Annotated in this window: 14 protein-coding genes; 9 read left to right on the top strand and 5 right to left on the bottom strand. The window is 53.0% G+C overall.

Annotated features, from left to right (window positions below; translation table 11 throughout):
- Nucleotides 1-9: 9 nt before the first annotated feature.
- The 4 genes from HVZ52_RS11240 to HVZ52_RS11225 are packed head-to-tail and all read left to right on the top strand — an operon-like array spanning nt 10 to nt 4,349.
- Complete coding sequence (locus HVZ52_RS11240) at nt 10-1,215, top strand: acetyl-CoA C-acetyltransferase (protein ID WP_047417444.1); 1,206 nt, start codon at nt 10-12, stop codon at nt 1,213-1,215.
- The gene (locus tag HVZ52_RS11235; RefSeq protein ID WP_016153099.1) at nt 1,205-2,128 is read left to right on the top strand and encodes a 3-hydroxyacyl-CoA dehydrogenase family protein; all 924 of its coding nucleotides are present in this window, start codon (nt 1,205-1,207) and stop codon (nt 2,126-2,128) included. Before HVZ52_RS11240 ends, HVZ52_RS11235 begins: the two co-directional genes overlap by 11 nt.
- Before the next feature lie 44 nt (nt 2,129-2,172).
- Complete coding sequence (locus HVZ52_RS11230) at nt 2,173-3,567, top strand: GntP family permease (protein ID WP_220132812.1); 1,395 nt, start codon at nt 2,173-2,175, stop codon at nt 3,565-3,567.
- Between the two features lie 11 nt (nt 3,568-3,578).
- Nucleotides 3,579-4,349 carry a 3-hydroxybutyrate dehydrogenase gene (locus HVZ52_RS11225; RefSeq protein WP_181599247.1) on the top strand — a complete coding sequence of 257 codons (771 nt, stop codon included), beginning with the start codon at nt 3,579-3,581 and terminating at the stop codon, nt 4,347-4,349.
- Nucleotides 4,350-4,396: 47 nt separating this feature from the next.
- Here the strand turns inward: HVZ52_RS11225 and HVZ52_RS11220 are convergent, their stop codons facing one another.
- Nucleotides 4,397-4,828, bottom strand: coding sequence for an OsmC family protein (locus HVZ52_RS11220; protein WP_019076792.1), 432 nt, complete (start codon nt 4,826-4,828; stop codon nt 4,397-4,399).
- Between the two features lie 227 nt (nt 4,829-5,055).
- Here HVZ52_RS11220 and sra point away from each other — a divergent pair, with 227 nt between their 5' ends.
- The 3 genes from sra (at nt 5,056) to HVZ52_RS11205 (ending at nt 9,098) form a co-directional block, all read left to right on the top strand.
- Nucleotides 5,056-5,196 (top strand): stationary-phase-induced ribosome-associated protein, encoded by a 141-nt coding sequence (gene sra / locus HVZ52_RS11215; RefSeq protein WP_006684530.1) that lies wholly within the window; start codon nt 5,056-5,058, stop codon nt 5,194-5,196.
- Between the two features lie 179 nt (nt 5,197-5,375).
- Nucleotides 5,376-7,073 (top strand): malate dehydrogenase, encoded by a 1,698-nt coding sequence (gene maeA, locus HVZ52_RS11210; RefSeq protein WP_016153104.1) that lies wholly within the window; start codon nt 5,376-5,378, stop codon nt 7,071-7,073.
- Nucleotides 7,074-7,382: 309 nt separating this feature from the next.
- Nucleotides 7,383-9,098 (top strand): ABC-F family ATP-binding cassette domain-containing protein, encoded by a 1,716-nt coding sequence (locus tag HVZ52_RS11205; RefSeq protein ID WP_181599246.1) that lies wholly within the window; start codon nt 7,383-7,385, stop codon nt 9,096-9,098.
- 71 nt (nt 9,099-9,169) lie between these two features.
- On the opposite strand, the gene HVZ52_RS11200 is transcribed toward HVZ52_RS11205, so the two are convergent.
- From HVZ52_RS11200 to fdnG, 4 genes are all read right to left on the bottom strand, one after another.
- Nucleotides 9,170-9,769 carry an inorganic diphosphatase gene (locus HVZ52_RS11200; protein ID WP_046276368.1) on the bottom strand — a complete coding sequence of 200 codons (600 nt, stop codon included), beginning with the start codon at nt 9,767-9,769 and terminating at the stop codon, nt 9,170-9,172.
- A 129-nt stretch (nt 9,770-9,898) separates the two neighbouring features.
- Nucleotides 9,899-10,555, bottom strand: coding sequence for a formate dehydrogenase-N subunit gamma (gene fdnI / locus HVZ52_RS11195; RefSeq protein ID WP_016153106.1), 657 nt, complete (start codon nt 10,553-10,555; stop codon nt 9,899-9,901).
- Nucleotides 10,548-11,435, bottom strand: a complete 888-nt coding sequence (gene fdnH / locus HVZ52_RS11190; RefSeq protein ID WP_181599245.1) for a formate dehydrogenase N subunit beta — start codon at nt 11,433-11,435, stop codon at nt 10,548-10,550. The genes fdnI and fdnH overlap by 8 nt, the downstream gene beginning before the upstream one ends.
- A gap of 13 nt (nt 11,436-11,448) precedes the next feature.
- Nucleotides 11,449-14,496, bottom strand: a complete 3,048-nt coding sequence (fdnG, locus tag HVZ52_RS11185) for a formate dehydrogenase-N subunit alpha (protein WP_094169740.1) — start codon at nt 14,494-14,496, stop codon at nt 11,449-11,451.
- A 287-nt stretch (nt 14,497-14,783) separates the two neighbouring features.
- On the opposite strand from fdnG, the gene yddG reads away from it, so the two are divergent.
- Nucleotides 14,784-15,665 carry an aromatic amino acid efflux DMT transporter YddG gene (gene yddG / locus HVZ52_RS11180; RefSeq protein WP_016156546.1) on the top strand — a complete coding sequence of 294 codons (882 nt, stop codon included), beginning with the start codon at nt 14,784-14,786 and terminating at the stop codon, nt 15,663-15,665.
- 459 nt (nt 15,666-16,124) lie between these two features.
- Complete coding sequence (ompD, locus tag HVZ52_RS11175; RefSeq protein WP_019076795.1) at nt 16,125-17,219, top strand: porin OmpD; 1,095 nt, start codon at nt 16,125-16,127, stop codon at nt 17,217-17,219.
- The last annotated feature ends 52 nt before the right edge of the window (nt 17,220-17,271 follow it).

Below are 17,271 nucleotides of genomic sequence, written 5' to 3'. Positions count from 1 at the left end.
GAGCTGACCATGCAGGATGTTGTTATTGTCGCGGCAACGCGCACCCCAATTGGCAGTTTTCATGGCGCGCTGGCGCCGCTTTCCGCGGTTGAACTAGGTTCAGTGGTGATCCGTTCGCTGCTGGAAAAAACCGCCGTGGCACCTGAGCAAATTGATGAAGTGATCTTCGGCCAGGTTCTGACGGCTGGCTGCGGCCAGAACCCTGCCAGGCAAACGGCGTTACGCGCAGGACTGCCGGTCACCACGCCCGCGTTAACCCTGAATCTGGTGTGCGGCTCGGGCATGAAGGCGGTGCATCAGGCGGTCCAGGCGATTCGCTGCGGCGATGCGCAAATTGTGATTGCCGGTGGGCAGGAGAGCATGAGCAATGCGCCCTATTTCCTCGACGGCGCCCGGGCGGGACTGCGGCTCGGTCATGCCAGCATGAAAGACAGCGTGGTGCATGACGGTCTGTGGGATGCGTTTAACGACTATCACATGGGGATTACCGCGGAAAATCTGGCGGATAAGTTCGTGATCGGTCGCGAGCAGCAGGACGCCTTTGCCCTGCGCTCACAGCAAAAAGCGGCCGCCGCCATTGAAGCCGGTCGTTTTAGCGCGGAAATCACGCCAGTCAGCGTCCCGCAGGGCAAAAAACCGCCGCGTGTCGTGGATCGTGACGAACAGCCTCGTCCGGATACGCAGGCCGAAAAGCTGGCGCAGCTCAAACCAGCATTTCGCCCAGGTAACGGCACGGTGACCGCCGGGAATGCCTCTTCAATCAACGATGGCGCCGCCGCGGTGATGTTGATGAGCGCCGCCAAAGCAGCAGAACTCAATCTGCCGGTTCTTGCCAGAGTGGCGGGCTACGCTGTCTCCGGCGTCGACCCTGCGATTATGGGCATTGGGCCGGTAGAGGCATCACTTCAGTGCCTGAAGCGAGCTGGCTGGACGTTGAATGATGTCGATCTCATTGAAGCCAATGAAGCCTTTGCCGCGCAAGCGCTGGCGGTTGGCGAATCCCTGAACTGGGACAGCAATCGGGTGAACGTAAACGGCGGCGCGATTGCGCTGGGCCATCCCATTGGGGCGTCAGGTTGCCGAATTCTGGTGACTTTGCTGCACGAAATGGCCCGCCGTAACGCCGCCAAAGGGCTGGCTACGCTGTGCGTAGGCGGCGGTCAGGGGGTGGCGCTGGCGGTTGAGCGCCCGCAGGAGGTATCTCATGAAAAGTAAGCATATCTGCGTACTGGGCGCGGGGTTAATGGGTGTCGGTATTGCCACCCACTTCGTCCGTTATGGTCACGATGTCTGGCTGTACGACACCGATAGCAACCGTATTGCAGACATTGGCGCAGTTGCCAGCGGTATTCTGGATGAACTGATTGCCACCGAACAGTTTCCTAAAAACGACAAAGAACAGGCTGTGAGTCGTCTGCATGGCACTACCTCGCTGCACGATATTGCCGCGTGCGGGTTACTGATCGAAGCCATCCCAGAGCGACTCGAACTCAAGCACGCGTTGTATGCACAACTGGAAGCACTGATCGCGCCTGAGGCCGTCATTGCCAGTAACACCAGCGGCCTGCCGCCGGATGCGCTGGCAGAAAAGCTCGCCCATCCTGAGCGGTTGTTAATCGCCCATTTCTGGCACCCGCCGCATTTTATTCCACTGGTTGAGATTGTACCCGGCACGGCCACGAAGCCGGAATATCTGCAGGAACTGCAACAGCTGCTGCTTTCGATGCAACTGGAAGCCGTTGTGCTCGACCGCGCCGCGCCGGGGTTTGTCGGTAATCGCCTGCAGTTCGCTCTGCTGCGTGAAGCGTTGCATATCGTAAAAAGCGGGATCGCCAGCGCAGAGGTGGTGGATCAGGTAATGCGCGCCTCGCTCGGTCGTCGCTATGCGATGGTCGGTCCGCTGGAGGCGGCGGATATGACCGGACTTTCTACGGTACAGGACATTTGTCGGCATCTGCTACCGGAGCTGGCAACCGGGAGCGACATGATGTCTCTGGTCGCTGACAAGGTGGCTAACGGTGATACCGGTTTGCGCAGCGGCCAGGGATTTTATCGCTGGGATGATTCGCGCAAGGAATATATCCAGCAACGCAGAGAGCATCAACTGCGCTTTGCCCTGAAACCGTAACTTCTCTTTCTGTACCCCCACTATAACAATGATATTGAGGAGTCATGATGAGTGTATTAATCGCCCTGGCAGCGTTGGGCCTGCTGATGCTGGCAGCCTATCGCGGATATAGCGTCATCCTGTTTGCCCCCATCGCGGCATTAGGTGCTGTATTGCTCACCGAACCCAGCGCCGTCGGCCCTGCCTTCACCGGCCTGTTTATGGAAAAAATGGTCGGTTTTGTGAAGCTTTACTTCCCGGTGTTCTTACTGGGCGCTGTGTTTGGCAAGTTAATCGAGTTATCGGGTTTTTCTCGCTCCATCGTTGCCGCCGCCATCAACATTCTCGGGCGTCGTCACGCCATCCCTGTGATTGTGCTGGTGTGTGCACTGTTGACCTACGGCGGCGTATCGTTGTTCGTGGTGGCATTTGCGGTGTATCCGTTTGCGGCGGAGCTGTTCCGTCAGAGTAATATTCCGAAGCGCCTGATCCCAGCCACCGTTGCGCTGGGCGCGTTTTCCTTCACCATGGACGCTCTGCCAGGCACGCCGCAGATCCAGAACATTATTCCGACCAGCTTCTTTGGAACTAATGCCTGGGCCGCGCCCTGGCTGGGTTTGATCGGCTCTCTGTTTATCATCGTTGTCGGTCTGGTTTATCTCGAGCGCCAGCGTCGTAAAGCGCAGGCAAAGAATGAAGGGTACGGCACTGAACTGTTAAACGAGCCGGAAACGCCGGATAACATTAACCTGCCGAACCCGATAATTGCTATCTCTCCGCTGATCCTGGTTGGCGTTTTTAACCTACTATTTACCAACTGGATCCCGCAATGGTATGGCGCTACGCATCAACTGGAACTTCCGGGCCTTGCCAAACCGATTACCACCGAAGTCGGTAAAATCACCGCTATCTGGGCGGTAGAAGCGGCGCTGATTTCTGGGATCCTGCTGGTGGTGCTCTTCGGCTATCGCAACATTAAAGGTCGCCTGGCGGAAGGAAGCCGAACGGCGGTTGGCGGTGCGATCCTCGCGGCCATGAACACCGCATCAGAATACGGTTTTGGCGCAGTGATCGCCGCCCTGCCAGGTTTCCTCGTGCTGTCAAAAGCGCTGGCGGCCATTCCCGACCCGCTGCTCAATGAGGCTATCAGTATCACTACGCTTGCCGGGATCACCGGTTCAGCGTCTGGCGGGATGAGTATTGCCCTCGCCGCCATGTCTGACACTTTTATTGCCGCCGCCCATGCCGCCAATATTCCCCTCGAGGTCTTCCACCGCGTGGCGTCAATGGCCAGTGGTGGTATGGATACTCTGCCGCATAACGGTGCGGTCATTACCCTGCTGGCCATAACCGGTCTTAGCCATCGTCAGGCGTACGGCGGGATATTCGCCATTACCGTAATTAAAAGTCTGGCCGTGCTGTTTGTTATCGGCGTCTTCTACACCACCGGAATTGTTTAAGGAGAATCATCATGAACTTAACGGGAAAAACCGCTCTGATTACCGGCTCTACCAGCGGTATTGGATTAGGCATCGCACAGGTGCTGGCGCAAGCGGGCGCTACCCTGATCCTTAACGGATTTGGTGATGTGGAAGCCGCCAAAGATGCCATTGCGCAGTATGGTAAAACGCCGGGCTATCATGGCGCGGACCTGAGCGATGAAGCGCAAATTGCCGACATGATGCGCTATGCCGATAGCGAATTTGGCGGGGTGGATATTCTGGTCAACAATGCCGGGATCCAGCATGTTTCACCGGTGGAGACCTTCCCGGTTGATAAATGGAACGCGATTATCGCCATTAACCTCTCTTCTGTCTTTCACACCACGCGCCTGGCGCTCCCCGGCATGCGTACGCGTAACTGGGGACGCATCATCAATATCGCTTCTGTTCATGGCCTGGTGGCCTCAAAAGAGAAATCCGCCTATGTGGCGGCGAAGCACGGCGTGGTGGGGTTAACCAAAACCATTGCGCTGGAAACCGCGCAGACGGGTATTACCTGTAATGCGCTGTGCCCCGGTTGGGTGCTTACGCCGTTGGTCCAGCAGCAAATCGATAAACGTATTGCCGAAGGCGCTGAGCCTGACGCCGCGCGTGACGCCCTGCTGGCGGAAAAACAGCCGTCGCGCGAATTCGTCACGCCGCAACAGTTGGGTGAGCTTGCGCTATTTTTGTGCTCAGACGGGGCGTCGCAGGTGCATGGTGTGGCGTGGAATATGGATGGCGGCTGGGTGGCGCAATAAAGATATCTGGTGCCGGATAAGACCCCGTCGCATCCGGCACACCTTCTTTACGATTTTAACTGATAATCCAGCGTGATTTCCGCGTTCAGTACCTGTGATACCGGGCAGCCGGCTTTTGCTTTCTGGATGATGCCGTCAAACGTGGCGGCATCTATCCCCGGGACGCTCACCTGACTGTGTAGCGCGACTTTGGTGATAGCAAATCCGGCATCCACTTTATCCAGAGAAACATCGGCAGTGGTATCAATGGCATCTGGGGTAAAACCCGCTTCGCCCAGCATGAGCGAAAGCGCCATTGAGAAGCAGGCTGCATGCGCCGCGCCAATCAACTCTTCAGGATTGGTGCCTTTCGCCCCTTCAAATCGGGTATTAAACCCATACGGTTGCTGATTCAACACCCCACTTTCGGTCGATACGGTACCTTTACCGCGCTTAATGTCGCCTTCCCAGTGTGCCTGACCTTTCTTATGGATAGTCATTACCGCTCTCCTGTGTTGTCGTTGGAGTTACAAGTATAGGACGGCTGAGAAAAAGCATGGCACATACGGGATAGTTCTCATTTGCCGCTTAAGCATTGACCTTTCAGCTGAAATGACCGACCATCCAGAAAGCCGCTATTTTTAACATCGGCTTTCTATCAGGTTGTATTTCGTCCGTTCTCATACGGACTCGCCCTTGAAACCAGTAACAGGATTAAGGAGTTAGAATGAAATCGAACCGTCAGGCCCGTCATATTCTCGGACTGGACCACAAAATCTCAAATCAACGCAAAGTCGTGACCGAAGGTGACAAAACCAACGTGGTCAATAATCCTACCGGAAGAAAGCGCCGCGCTGACGGCAAATAGCCTTTCGCACGTCTGACTGAATAACGAGATAAACACCATTGCAACCGCAGTGGTGTTTTTGCTTATAAAACCCCTTAACCCATTCACAATGCTTTATACTTCGGCCGTTTCCCTGGCGGACAGGCCACATACGATCATAAAGAGTGCCAGGGACGGTTATTCAAAAAAGAGTGAGTGACATGGAAAACGAAACTAAAAAACTGCGTTCCCTTTACATCCCCTACGCTGGCCCGGTTCTGCTGGAATTCCCTTTACTGAATAAAGGGAGTGCTTTCAGTGCGGAAGAACGCCGTAACTTCAACCTGCTGGGGTTACTGCCGGAAGTGGTCGAGACGATTGAAGAACAGGCTGAACGCGCCTGGATCCAATATCAGGGATTCAAAACCGAAATCGATAAACATATTTACCTGCGCAACATCCAGGACACCAACGAAACCCTGTTTTACCGGCTAGTGCATAATCACCTTGATGAGATGATGCCGGTTATCTATACCCCAACGGTTGGCGCGGCCTGTGAGCGTTTCTCCGAGATTTATCGTCGCGCGCGCGGCGTGTTTATCTCTTATCAGAACCGCCACAATATGGACGATATCCTGCAAAACGTTCCTAACCACAATATCAAGGTCATCGTTGTCACCGATGGGGAGCGTATTTTGGGTCTTGGCGATCAGGGGATCGGCGGGATGGGTATTCCAATCGGTAAACTGTCGCTGTATACCGCGTGTGGTGGGATCAGCCCGGCCTACACCCTGCCGGTGGTACTGGACGTCGGAACCAACAACCAGCAACTGCTCAACGATCCGCTGTATATGGGCTGGCGTAATCCGCGTATCACCGATGATGAATACTACGAATTTGTCGATGAATTCATCCAGGCCGTGAAGCATCGCTGGCCGGACGTGCTGTTGCAGTTTGAAGACTTTGCACAGAAAAATGCCATGCCGCTGTTGACCCGCTATCGCGATGAAATTTGCTCGTTTAACGACGATATTCAGGGTACCGCTGCGGTGACCGTTGGCACGCTGATTGCGGCCAGCCGTGCGGCCGGTAGCCAGTTAAGCGAACAGAACATTGTCTTCCTCGGGGCAGGTTCCGCCGGTTGCGGAATTGCCGAGCAGATCATCGCGCAAATCCAGCGTGAAGGTTTAAGCGAAGAAGCGGCGCGTCAACGCGTGTTTATGGTCGATCGCTTCGGCCTGTTAACCGATAAGATGCCGAACCTGCTCTCTTTCCAGACCAAACTGGTGCAAAAACGCGAAAATCTGCAGCACTGGGATACGCAAGAAGATGTGCTGTCGTTACTCGATGTGGTACGCAACGTTAAGCCGGACATCCTGATTGGTGTTTCCGGACAGACCGGCCTGTTTACCGAAGAGATCATTCGCGAAATGCATAAGCATTGCCCGCGTCCGATCGTCATGCCGCTGTCTAACCCGACTTCCCGCGTAGAAGCCACGCCACAGGATATTATCGCCTGGACCGAGGGTAACGCGCTGGTTGCGACCGGTAGCCCGTTCGCACCGGTACTGTGGAAAGAGAAAATCTATCCCATTGCCCAATGTAACAACGCCTATATCTTCCCGGGTATTGGTCTGGGGGTAATTGCTTCTGGCGCATCGCGTATCACCGATGAAATGCTGATGTCAGCCAGTGAAACGCTGGCGCAGTATTCACCGCTGGTGCTCAACGGCGAAGGACTGGTGTTACCTGAGCTGAAAGATATTCAGACCGTTTCCCGCGCCATCGCGTTTGCCGTCGGTAAAATGGCCCAGCAGCAAGGCGTGGCGGTGAAAACCTCCGCCGAAGCGCTGCAACAGGCGATTGACGATAATTTCTGGCAGGCAGAATACCGCGACTACCGTCGTACCTCTATTTGACGGTTTGCCCGGCGGCACTCTGCTGCCGGGCGCTCAGAACTTGCGCGACTGCGTGACTTACGATTACACTTTCGCTACCGATTAACATTCTGAAAAACAAAAGGAGGATACTTATGCTGTACTGTGAACGTTTTATCGTTTCACATGCTTTTGGCGATCGCCAGTGCTCAAGCGTTATCGGTATCGTGCTGCGATAACTTCTGCTTGAGCGAAGCTAACTTCTAAATCCCCTTCTCTCGGGCTTACCGGGTTATCGTCAGCGATGTTTGACGAGGCGTTTTTACGCCTGTAACTCTTGAGTAAGCAACAATGAGCACATTACTAACCGCACAATCCTTACACGTTGATACGGCATTCGGCACGCTATTCGACGATCTTTCCTTTACCCTGAAAAAAGGCGACCGCATCGGGCTTATCGGTTACAACGGCTGCGGCAAAAGCACGCTGTTAAAACTGCTCGATGGCACAATTTCGCCGACCAGTGGGGTTATCGCACAGGCAAATCACTGCCATCTCGCCCGTGTAGAACAACATCTGCCTGACGAAATACTGCCGCTCACGCTGCAGGAAGCCGTTCTGGCTCAACTGCCCGAGCATGAACGCGCAGGTCAGCAGTGGCGAGTTGAAGCACTGCTCGCCGAAATGGGGTTCACGCCGGAGAATTTATCTCTAACAGCACACACGCTGAGCGGCGGCCAACACACGCGTCTGTTATTGGCGCGGGCGCTGATGCGAAACCCTGACCTGCTGCTGCTGGATGAACCGGGTAACCACCTGGATCTGCCAACATTACTGTGGCTGGAACAGTTCTTACAAAACTGGTCTGGCAGTTTTGTGGTGGTTTCCCACGACCCGCAGCTGTTAGACGCGGTGACTCACGGAACCTGGATCCTGCGCGATCGAACTCTCCATGCCTTCGATCTGCCCTGTAGCGCGGCGCGTCAGGCTCTGGCAGAAAGAGACATCAGCGATGTTCTGCGCCATAAGGCTGAGCAAAAGGAGATAGACCGGGTGACCGCCAGCGCCAAACGGCTGGCTACCTGGGGGCGGGTCTACGACAACGAAGATCTTTCCCGCAAGGCCAAGCAGATGGAAAAGCAGGTACAGCGCCTGAAAGAGGTACAGACTGAAGTGACGTCAGGAAGTCAGTGGACACTAACATTGCAGGGAGATGCCCTGCGTGCGGATCGTTTGCTGGAGATGACTAATCTGTCCGTGGCCCCTGCTCCCGACGCCGATACGCTGTTTTCCATTGCCGGTCTCCGGTTAAAAAGCGGCGATCGCGTGGCGATTGTCGGGCGCAACGGTTGCGGGAAATCATCATTGTTAAGGCTTATCTGGCAACAGTTTCACTCACAACTGGCATCACCTTCACTGGTGTTGCACCCGCGCGTTACGTTGGGGTATTACGACCAGACGCTGCACCAACTCGCAGATAACGATTCGTTATTTGACGCGCTGGAGCCGTTTGCTCCGCAGCCTGATATCCGCAAAATGGCGCTGATTAGCGCGGGTTTTCCGTGGGTTCGTCACGCGCAGCGGATCAGTTCCCTAAGCGGCGGTGAGCGCTCCCGGCTGCTGTTTGTTGGGCTAACGCTTGCGCGCTACAGCCTGCTGATGCTCGATGAACCGACCAACCATCTGGATCTGGAAGGTAAAGAGGCGTTAGCAGAAACGCTGCAAAGCTATAACGGCGGCGTGTTGTTGGTCAGTCACGACCGTCAGCTTATTAGCCAAAGCTGTAACCGGTTTTGGTTGATCGACAACGGCGAACTCAGTGAATGGCACGATCTGGACGCGGTCAATGCGCGTATTCGGGAAACATCCTCGGAGATAACCGTTCCCAAAACGGTGGTCGATGCGAGAGCCGAAATAAGCGGTGACAGCGATGGATTGCTGGAACAACTTCTTGAGCTGGAGCAGCGTCTGGCTGACGATCTTGCCCGCAAGCCGAAACATCAAAAGCCGCTGTTACAGGCGCAATGGCGTGAGGAGATTGAGCGCCTGAACTCACAACTGGAGTAAACCGTATTGCCGGATGGCAGGCCTACATCAGCAAAATGCGCGTGTAGGGCCGTCATCCGGCTTATCTTTTGTTATTGCGGTTTTTTCTCTTTCCAGGCATCCCAGGCCTGCTTGATCTCTTGCTTTGCCGTAGCGGCGTCATTGAAACCGTTTAATTCGACCTTCTTGCGCCCTTCCGGCAGATCTTTGTATACGCGGAAGAAAGATTCCAGACGTTGAACTTCAATCTTGGGCAGGTCGCTCAACTCTTTGATGTTGTCATAAGTGGGGTCAATTTTGCTGGCCGGAACGGCGACAATTTTATCGTCCTTTTCACCGCCGTCGATCATCTTCAGTACGCCTATAGCCCGCAGCTTAATCAACGTTCCCGGGGCCAGCGGCGCGCGGGTATAAAAGATAACATCCAGCGGGTCGCCGTCACCGGCTAAAGACTGGGTTAGTGAACCGTAGTTGGCGGGATAGGCAACCGGCATTGACTGGAAGCGATCGGCCACGATAAAACCGGTTTTGGCGTCGGTTTCATATTTAATCATTCCACCTGCCGGGATTTCGGTTACGGCATAAAACTCTTCCGGGTTATTTTCCGGCTGAGGAAATTCGAGGATGTTCTGCGCCTGAGCGGACGCACAAAGAAACACGCTGACTGCGAGTAATTTTTTCACCAGATGCATTGTCTTTTAACTCTTCTATTATTGGAAAGACAATACCTTACGTTCAGCAGATGACAAAAACATGACGTTTTTTTGGCAAAAAAATGGCGCTACAGGTGTAGCGCCATTACGATCAGGGCACGTCAGGAGTTAGTTAACCCCTTCCTCGCTCTCTTTTTTCGCTTCTTGTCGTTCAACTTCGCGATACCAGCGTGGGTGATGTTTCTTCGCCCAGCGACGGCTCACTTTCCCTTCGACCATGCCTTTAATCGATCCTTTCACCCAGAATGCCATATACATGTGGATGAGGATGGCGTGCATCAGGATAATCCCCGCAGCCGCATGGATAAGCAGGCTATAGCGCACGACCTGCATCGGGAAGAACTGCGCAAAGTACGGACGCCAGATAATGATGCCGGTGATCAGCAGCACGAAAATCATGCTCATGATCGACCAGAACATCATTTTCTGCCCGGCATTGTACTTACCCACGTCCGCCACTTTGTGTTCATTGCCTTTCAGCACTTCCACAATGTTTTTCAGCCACGGGATATCTTTTTTATCCGGGATGTTGTGGTGAACAAAGCGTACAAACATGAACATCAGCGCCACGAAGATCAGCAGTCCGAAGAACGGGTGCAAAATGCGCCCCATCTGCGGCGTACCGAATGTCTGCGTCAGCCATTGCAGAGTCGGGAAGAAAAACGAAATCCCCGACAACGCCACCAGGAAGAAGCAGATCACCACCGTCCAGTGACAGGCGCGGTCGATAAACTTCGTGCGCACAATCATTTTCGACTTACTCATGATGATCCTCCTCCTCGTCGTCGTCCACTTCCTTATTCGGACCGATACCAATGTAGTGGTAAATCAGTCCGGCGAAGGTGGCGATAAATCCGGCAGCGGCCAGCGGTTTCAGCGCCCCTTTCCACAGATTGATAGAGGTATCGATCTGCGGTTCTTTCGGCAGGCCGTGATACAGCTCCGGCTGGTTGGCATGATGCAGAACGTACATCACGTGCGTACCACCCACACCTTCCGGGTTGTAGAGACCGGCATGTTCATAACCACGTGCTTTCAGTTTTGCCACACGCTGTTCGCCCATTTCCAGCATTTCCTGCTTGGTGCCGAAATGGATTGCCCCGGTCGGACAGGTCTTCACGCAGGCAGGTTCCTGCCCGACGCTGACGCGGTCCACACACAGCGTACATTTATATACGCGGTTATCCTCTTTATTGAGGCGCGGAATATTAAATGGACACCCGGCAATACAGTAGCCGCAGCCAATGCAGTGCTCTGACTGAAAATCAACAATCCCGTTGGCGTACTGGATGATAGCCCCGGCAGATGGGCATGCCTTCAGACAGCCCGGATCTTCACAGTGCATACAGCCGTCTTTACGAATCAACCACTCGAGCTTGCCGTTCTGTTCGGTTTCGGTAAACCGCATCACCGTCCAGGACTTGGCACTAAGATCGGCAGGGTTGTCATACACCCCGACGCAGTGGCCGACTTCATCACGGATATCATTCCACTCTGAACATGCCACCTGACAGGCCTTACAGCCTATGCAGGTGGAAACGTCGATCAGCTTTGCGACCTCAGCTTTGTAATCACGGGCCTGAGGCGGCGGCGTGATGGCGTTTGTTGCGGACCGTTTGATGATGTCCTGCGTTTCCATAGACATATGTTCGCCTCCCTTACGCCTTCTCGATGTTAACTAAAAACGCTTTGTATTCCGGCGTTTGCGAGTTTGCATCACCGACATTCGGCGTCAGGGTGTTGGCGATATAGCCTTTACGCGCGACTCCTTCAAAGCCCCAGTGGATCGGGATCCCAACCGTTTCAACCTGCTGACCGTTGACGTGCAGAGTACGCAGACGACGGGTAACCACGGCAACTGCGCGAATAAATCCACGCTTGCTGCTAACTTTGACGTGATCGCCGTTGGAGATCCCCTTCGCTGCCGCCAGCGTTTCGCTGATTTCCACAAACTGCTCTGGCTGGGCAATCGCATTCAGCAATGCGTGCTTGGTCCAGGTATGGAAATGTTCGGTCAGACGATAGGTCGTCCCGACGTACGGGAAGTCCTGTTTCGTGCCCATGCGTAACTTATCCGCTTCGTACAGACGCGCTGCCGGGTTGGAGATCACGTTCGGATGCAGCGGGTTCGTACCCAGCGGCGTTTCCATCGGCTCGTAGTGTTCCGGGAACGGACCTTCCGCCATCTTATCGATAGCGAACAGACGCCCCAGCCCTTCCGGCTGCATAATAAACGGATTGGTGCCACTGCCCGGTGCTGCGGTGTTGAAGTCCGGGATATCGTTCCCCGTCCACTTCGTGCCGTTCCACTGGATCAGCATGCGTTTGGGATCCCATGGCTTACCTTGCGGGTCCGCCGAAGCGCGGTTATACAACACGCGACGGTTTAACGGCCATGCCCAGGCCCAGCCCAGCGTATTACCGAGACCTGAAGGGTCGGCGTTATCGCGATTGGCCATCTGGTTGCCCTGCTCGGTCCAGCTACCGGTATAAATCCAGCAGGACGATGACGTAGACCCATCATCGCGCAGAAGCGCAAAGCTGCTGAGTAACTGGCCTTTTTTCGCAACCAGCACACCGTTGGCATCATAGAGATCTTCCAGCGCATAGCCGTTGTTCTCTTTTGCCACTTCCTCGGAGTGCGGTTCGTCCGGCTGCTTATAGTTCCAGCTCATTTTCAGCACGGGTTCAACGGCTTTACCACCTTCAGTGCGATACATGTCGCGCAGACGGTGATAAATACCTGCCAGAATTTCGCCGTCGTTGCGGGCTTCACCCGGGGCATCCTGACCTTTCCAGTGCCACTGCAGCCAGCGACCGGAGTTGGCGATGGAGCCGTCCTCTTCCGCAAAGCAGGTGGATGGCAAACGGAAGACTTCGGTCTGAATAGAAGCCGGATCAACGTCGTTTGATTCGCCGTGGTTCTGCCAGAACGTAGAGGTTTCGGTCACCAGCGGATCGATAATCACCAGATACTTCAGTTTGCTCAGGCACTGCACCACTTTGTTTTTGTCCGGGAAGGACGCGACCGGGTTAAAGCCCTGACAGATGTAGCCGGTGACTTTCCCGCTATCCATCATGTTGAAGTATTTGATGACGTCGTAGGACTGATCCCACTTCGGCAACCACTCAAAGCCCCAGTCGTTTTCTTTCTGCGCCGCATTGCCGTAGAAAGATTTCATCAGGCTGACGAAGAATTTCGGGTAGTTGCCCCAGTAGTTCACCTGATCGGCCAACGTCGCTTTTGGCGTGTTAGCGGCCAGATAGGTTTGCAGATCGGCCTGTTTCTCTGACGGCAGCGTCAGGTAGCCTGGCAGACTGGTAGAGAGCAGCCCTAAGTCGGTTAAACCCTGAATGTTGGAGTGACCGCGTAAAGCGTTGACCCCGCCACCTGCCATCCCCATGTTGCCGAGCAGCAACTGGATCATCGCCATGGTACGGATGTTCTGCGCCCCGACGGTATGCTGTGTCCAGCCCAGTGCATACAGGAACGTGGTGGTGCGATCCGCTGCGCTGGTGGAAGCCAGCACTTCGCAAACTTTCAGGAAGTCTTCTTTTGGCGTACCGCAGATGTTTTCCACCACATCCGGCGTGTAGCGGGAAACGTGCTGTTTTAGCAGATTCCAGACACAGCGAGGATGGCTTAACGTTTCATCGCGTTTCGCGTAGCCGTTTTCATCGAACTGGTAGTTCCAGGACGATTTATCGTATTGGCGTTTTTTCGCGTCGTAACCGCTGAACAGGCCGTCTTCAAAAGCAAAATCATCCCGCACCAGCAGGCTGGCGTTGGTGTAATGCTTAACGTATTCAGCGTTGATTTTGTTGTTTTCAATCAGATACAGCAAGACGCCGGACAGGAACGTAATGTCCGTGCCGGAACGAATTGGCGCGTAAATATCCGCTACCGAGGCTGTACGTGTAAAACGGGGGTCAACAACAATTAGCGTGGCATCATTGTTGTTTTTAGCTTCCATCGCCCAGCGGAATCCCACCGGATGTGCTTCAGCGGCGTTACCGCCCATCACCATCACGACGTTGGCGTTTTTAATATCAACCCAGTGGTTGGTCATCGCACCGCGACCAAATGTTGGAGCAAGACTTGCTACCGTTGGTCCGTGTCAGACGCGCGCCTGGTTGTCTACTGCCAGCATGCCGAGTGAGCGCACAAATTTTTGCGTCAGCATGCCGGTTTCATTACTTGCCGCAGATGCGCAGAGCATCCCGGTAGAAAGCCAGCGGTTTACCGTTACGCCCTGCTCATTCTTCTCAATAAAGTTGGCGTCGCGGTCAGTTTTCATCAGCTTCGCGATACGGGTGAAAGCCTCATCCCAGCTGATACGCTGCCATTTGTCGGAGCCTGGAGCGCGATATTCCGGGTAACGCAGACGGTTTTCACTGTGCACGTAATCCAGTAATCCTGCGCCCTTAGGGCATAATGCCCCACGGCTCACCGGATGATCCGGATCCCCTTCAATATGGTAAATCGACTCTTTGGCGTTTTTTGCTCCATCTCCCAGGCTATACATTAATAGCCCGCAACCTACGGAACAGTATGTGCAGGTGTTTCGGATCTCTTTGGCGCGCAACAGCTTATAGTTTCGCGCCTGAGCCAGTGCCATTTTGGGTGCAAAACCCAGAGCGGCTACTGTTGTTCCCGCCATACCGCCCGCGCAGATTTTAAAAAATTGTCTGCGGCTGACGTCCATTGCTTTCCTCTTTTTTGCAGGGATTCGTACAGGAAATCTCTCAAATTGCGCCAGCGCGGCATGATTGAAAGATGACATGTACAACTTCGCGACGAAACTATCAGCTATATCCATATTTTTTTTGCGTCAAATCAATAACGAAACGGTTCCGCTACTAAATAGTGCACTTCGCTTAACCTTTGTACCCATAAGGGAGTAGACAAAAGGGAATTAATTAGCGCGCTACGGTGTAAAGGTGCTATACATTTCAGCTTAATTTTTGCCAGTACCATGGACAGACAATCAGCATGACAAAACAAAAAGCAACGTTAATTGGGCTTATTGCCATCGTGCTCTGGAGCACGATGGTCGGGCTTATTCGTGGGGTAAGCGAAGGACTGGGGCCGGCAGGCGGCGCGGCGATGATTTTTACATTAAGCGGCCTGTTGCTGATATTTACCGTCGGATTCCCAAATATCAGAAAAATTCCTGTGCGATATTTAATCGCCGGTAGCGTGCTTTTTGTTAGCTATGAAATATGCTTAGCGCTGGCCCTGGGCTATGCCGCCACTCGTCACCAGGCTATTGAAGTCGGTATGGTCAATTATCTCTGGCCAAGTCTGACAATATTATTCGCCATCTTATTTAATGGCCAAAAAACAACCTGGTTGGTGATTCCCGGATTAATCATCGCATTGACCGGGGTTTGTTGGGTGTTGGGGGGCGAAAACGGCCTGAATCCTGGAGAAATTATCAGTAATGTTGCCAGCAGTCCGCTTAGCTATTTCCTCGCCTTTCTCGGCGCTTTTATCTGGGCAACGTATTGCACGGTGACCAATAAATATGCAAAAGGTTTTAACGGCATCACCGTGTTCGTTTTACTAACGGCGGCAAGTTTGTGGGTTTACTATTTTATTACGCCTCAACCGGAAATGGTTTTCAGCACTTCGGTGACGATTAAAATGTTCACTGCAGCATTAACGTTAGGATTTGCCTATGCCGCGTGGAATATTGGCATTTTGCATGGCAACGTGACCGTTATGGCCGTCGGGTCTTATTTTACTCCAGTGCTGTCCTCTGCGCTGGCGGCGGTGTTGCTCAGCGCCCCGCTGTCACTATCCTTCTGGCAAGGAGCGCTGATGGTCTGCGCGGGGTCTCTGCTTTGCTGGCTGGCAACGCGCCGTGCCTGAAAAAAAGTCGGGTTTTATCACAAACAAATAAAATCCGGCTATACTTTAGACAATTTAATGAATAATAATTGTTCATTTCACTGCGGTTTATGTTTATATTTTTTTAATTAAATGTTAAATATATGGAAATTAATTAACGCCAGAAAGTATTACTCGGTCATCTATATCTCTTCACATGTATATATTACACCTGCGAAACTAACGCCATTTAAATCATAGTCCGCACAATAGTCCCCCATGTAAATATACCCATTCCGATCTGTCACATATTAAGATTAATACAATCAGCTATATTATGTAGATCTGGATCACACAACTTCAAATATTTCGCAATATTATGAAACTTATTATTGAACTTATACCACTGCGTCATTTAAAAATGGTTTGCCATTGACGAACTCCTTCGTTTAGCAATGGTTTAGGAAACACACCAAGAAATAATTATAAGGATTATTTAGAATGAAACTTAAATTAGTTGCAGTGGCAGTGACTAGCCTGTTGGCGGCAGGTGCGGTAAACGCAGCTGAGGTATATAACAAAGACGCAAACAAACTGGACCTGTACGGTAAAGTTCACGCTCAACACTACTTCTCTAACGATACCAGCAGTGATGGCGACAAAACTTACGCGCGTCTGGGCTTCAAAGGCGAAACTCAGATCAACGACCAACTGGTTGGTTTTGGTCAGTGGGAATATGAATTCAAAGGCAACCGTTCTGAAGATCAGGGTTCCGACAAAGATAAAACCCGTCTGGCATTCGCTGGCCTGAAATTCGCTGAATACGGTTCTTTCGACTACGGTCGTAACTACGGCGTAGCATACGACATCGGCGCATGGACCGACGTTCTGCCAGAGTTCGGTGGCGATACCTGGACCCAGACTGACGTCTTCATGACTGGTCGTACTACTGGCGTTGCAACCTACCGTAACACCGACTTCTTCGGTCTGGTCGAAGGTCTGAACTTTGCCCTGCAGTACCAGGGTAAAAACGATCGTAGCGCCGACAAAGAAGCTAACGGCGACGGCTTCGGTCTGTCAACTACCTATGAGTACGATGGCTTCGGCGTAGGTGCAGCCTATGCGAAATCTGACCGTACTGACTCCCAGAACAACCACAGCGGTCAGTTCAAAGCTGACGGTAAGAACGCTGAAGTTTGGGCTGCTGGCCTGAAATATGATGCGAACAACATCTACCTGGCAACCACCTACTCCGAAACCCGTAACATGACTACCTTTGGTGGTACTGTTAAAGGTACTGAGATCATCGGTATTGCAAATAAAGCACAGAACTTTGAAGCTGTTGCTCAGTACCAGTTCGACTTCGGTCTGCGTCCGTCCGTTGCTTACCTGAAGTCTAAAGGTAAAGACATCAACGGTTACGGCGACCAGGATCTGGTTGAATACGTAGACCTGGGTGCTACCTACTACTTCAACAAAAACATGTCCACCTTCGTTGATTACAAAATCAACCTGCTGGATGCCAACAACTTCACAAGAGCTGCCGGTGTAAGCACTGACAACATCGTTGCTGTTGGTCTGAACTACCAGTTCTAATTTTGTTGTAGTCTGAATACAAAGCCAGTCCTTCCAGGGCTGGCTTTTTCTC

It is taken from the genome of Citrobacter sp. RHB36-C18 (assembly GCF_013814485.1).
In the GTDB taxonomy this organism is placed as follows: domain Bacteria; phylum Pseudomonadota; class Gammaproteobacteria; order Enterobacterales; family Enterobacteriaceae; genus Citrobacter; species Citrobacter braakii.
This window is presented reverse-complemented; position numbering and strand designations above follow the sequence as displayed.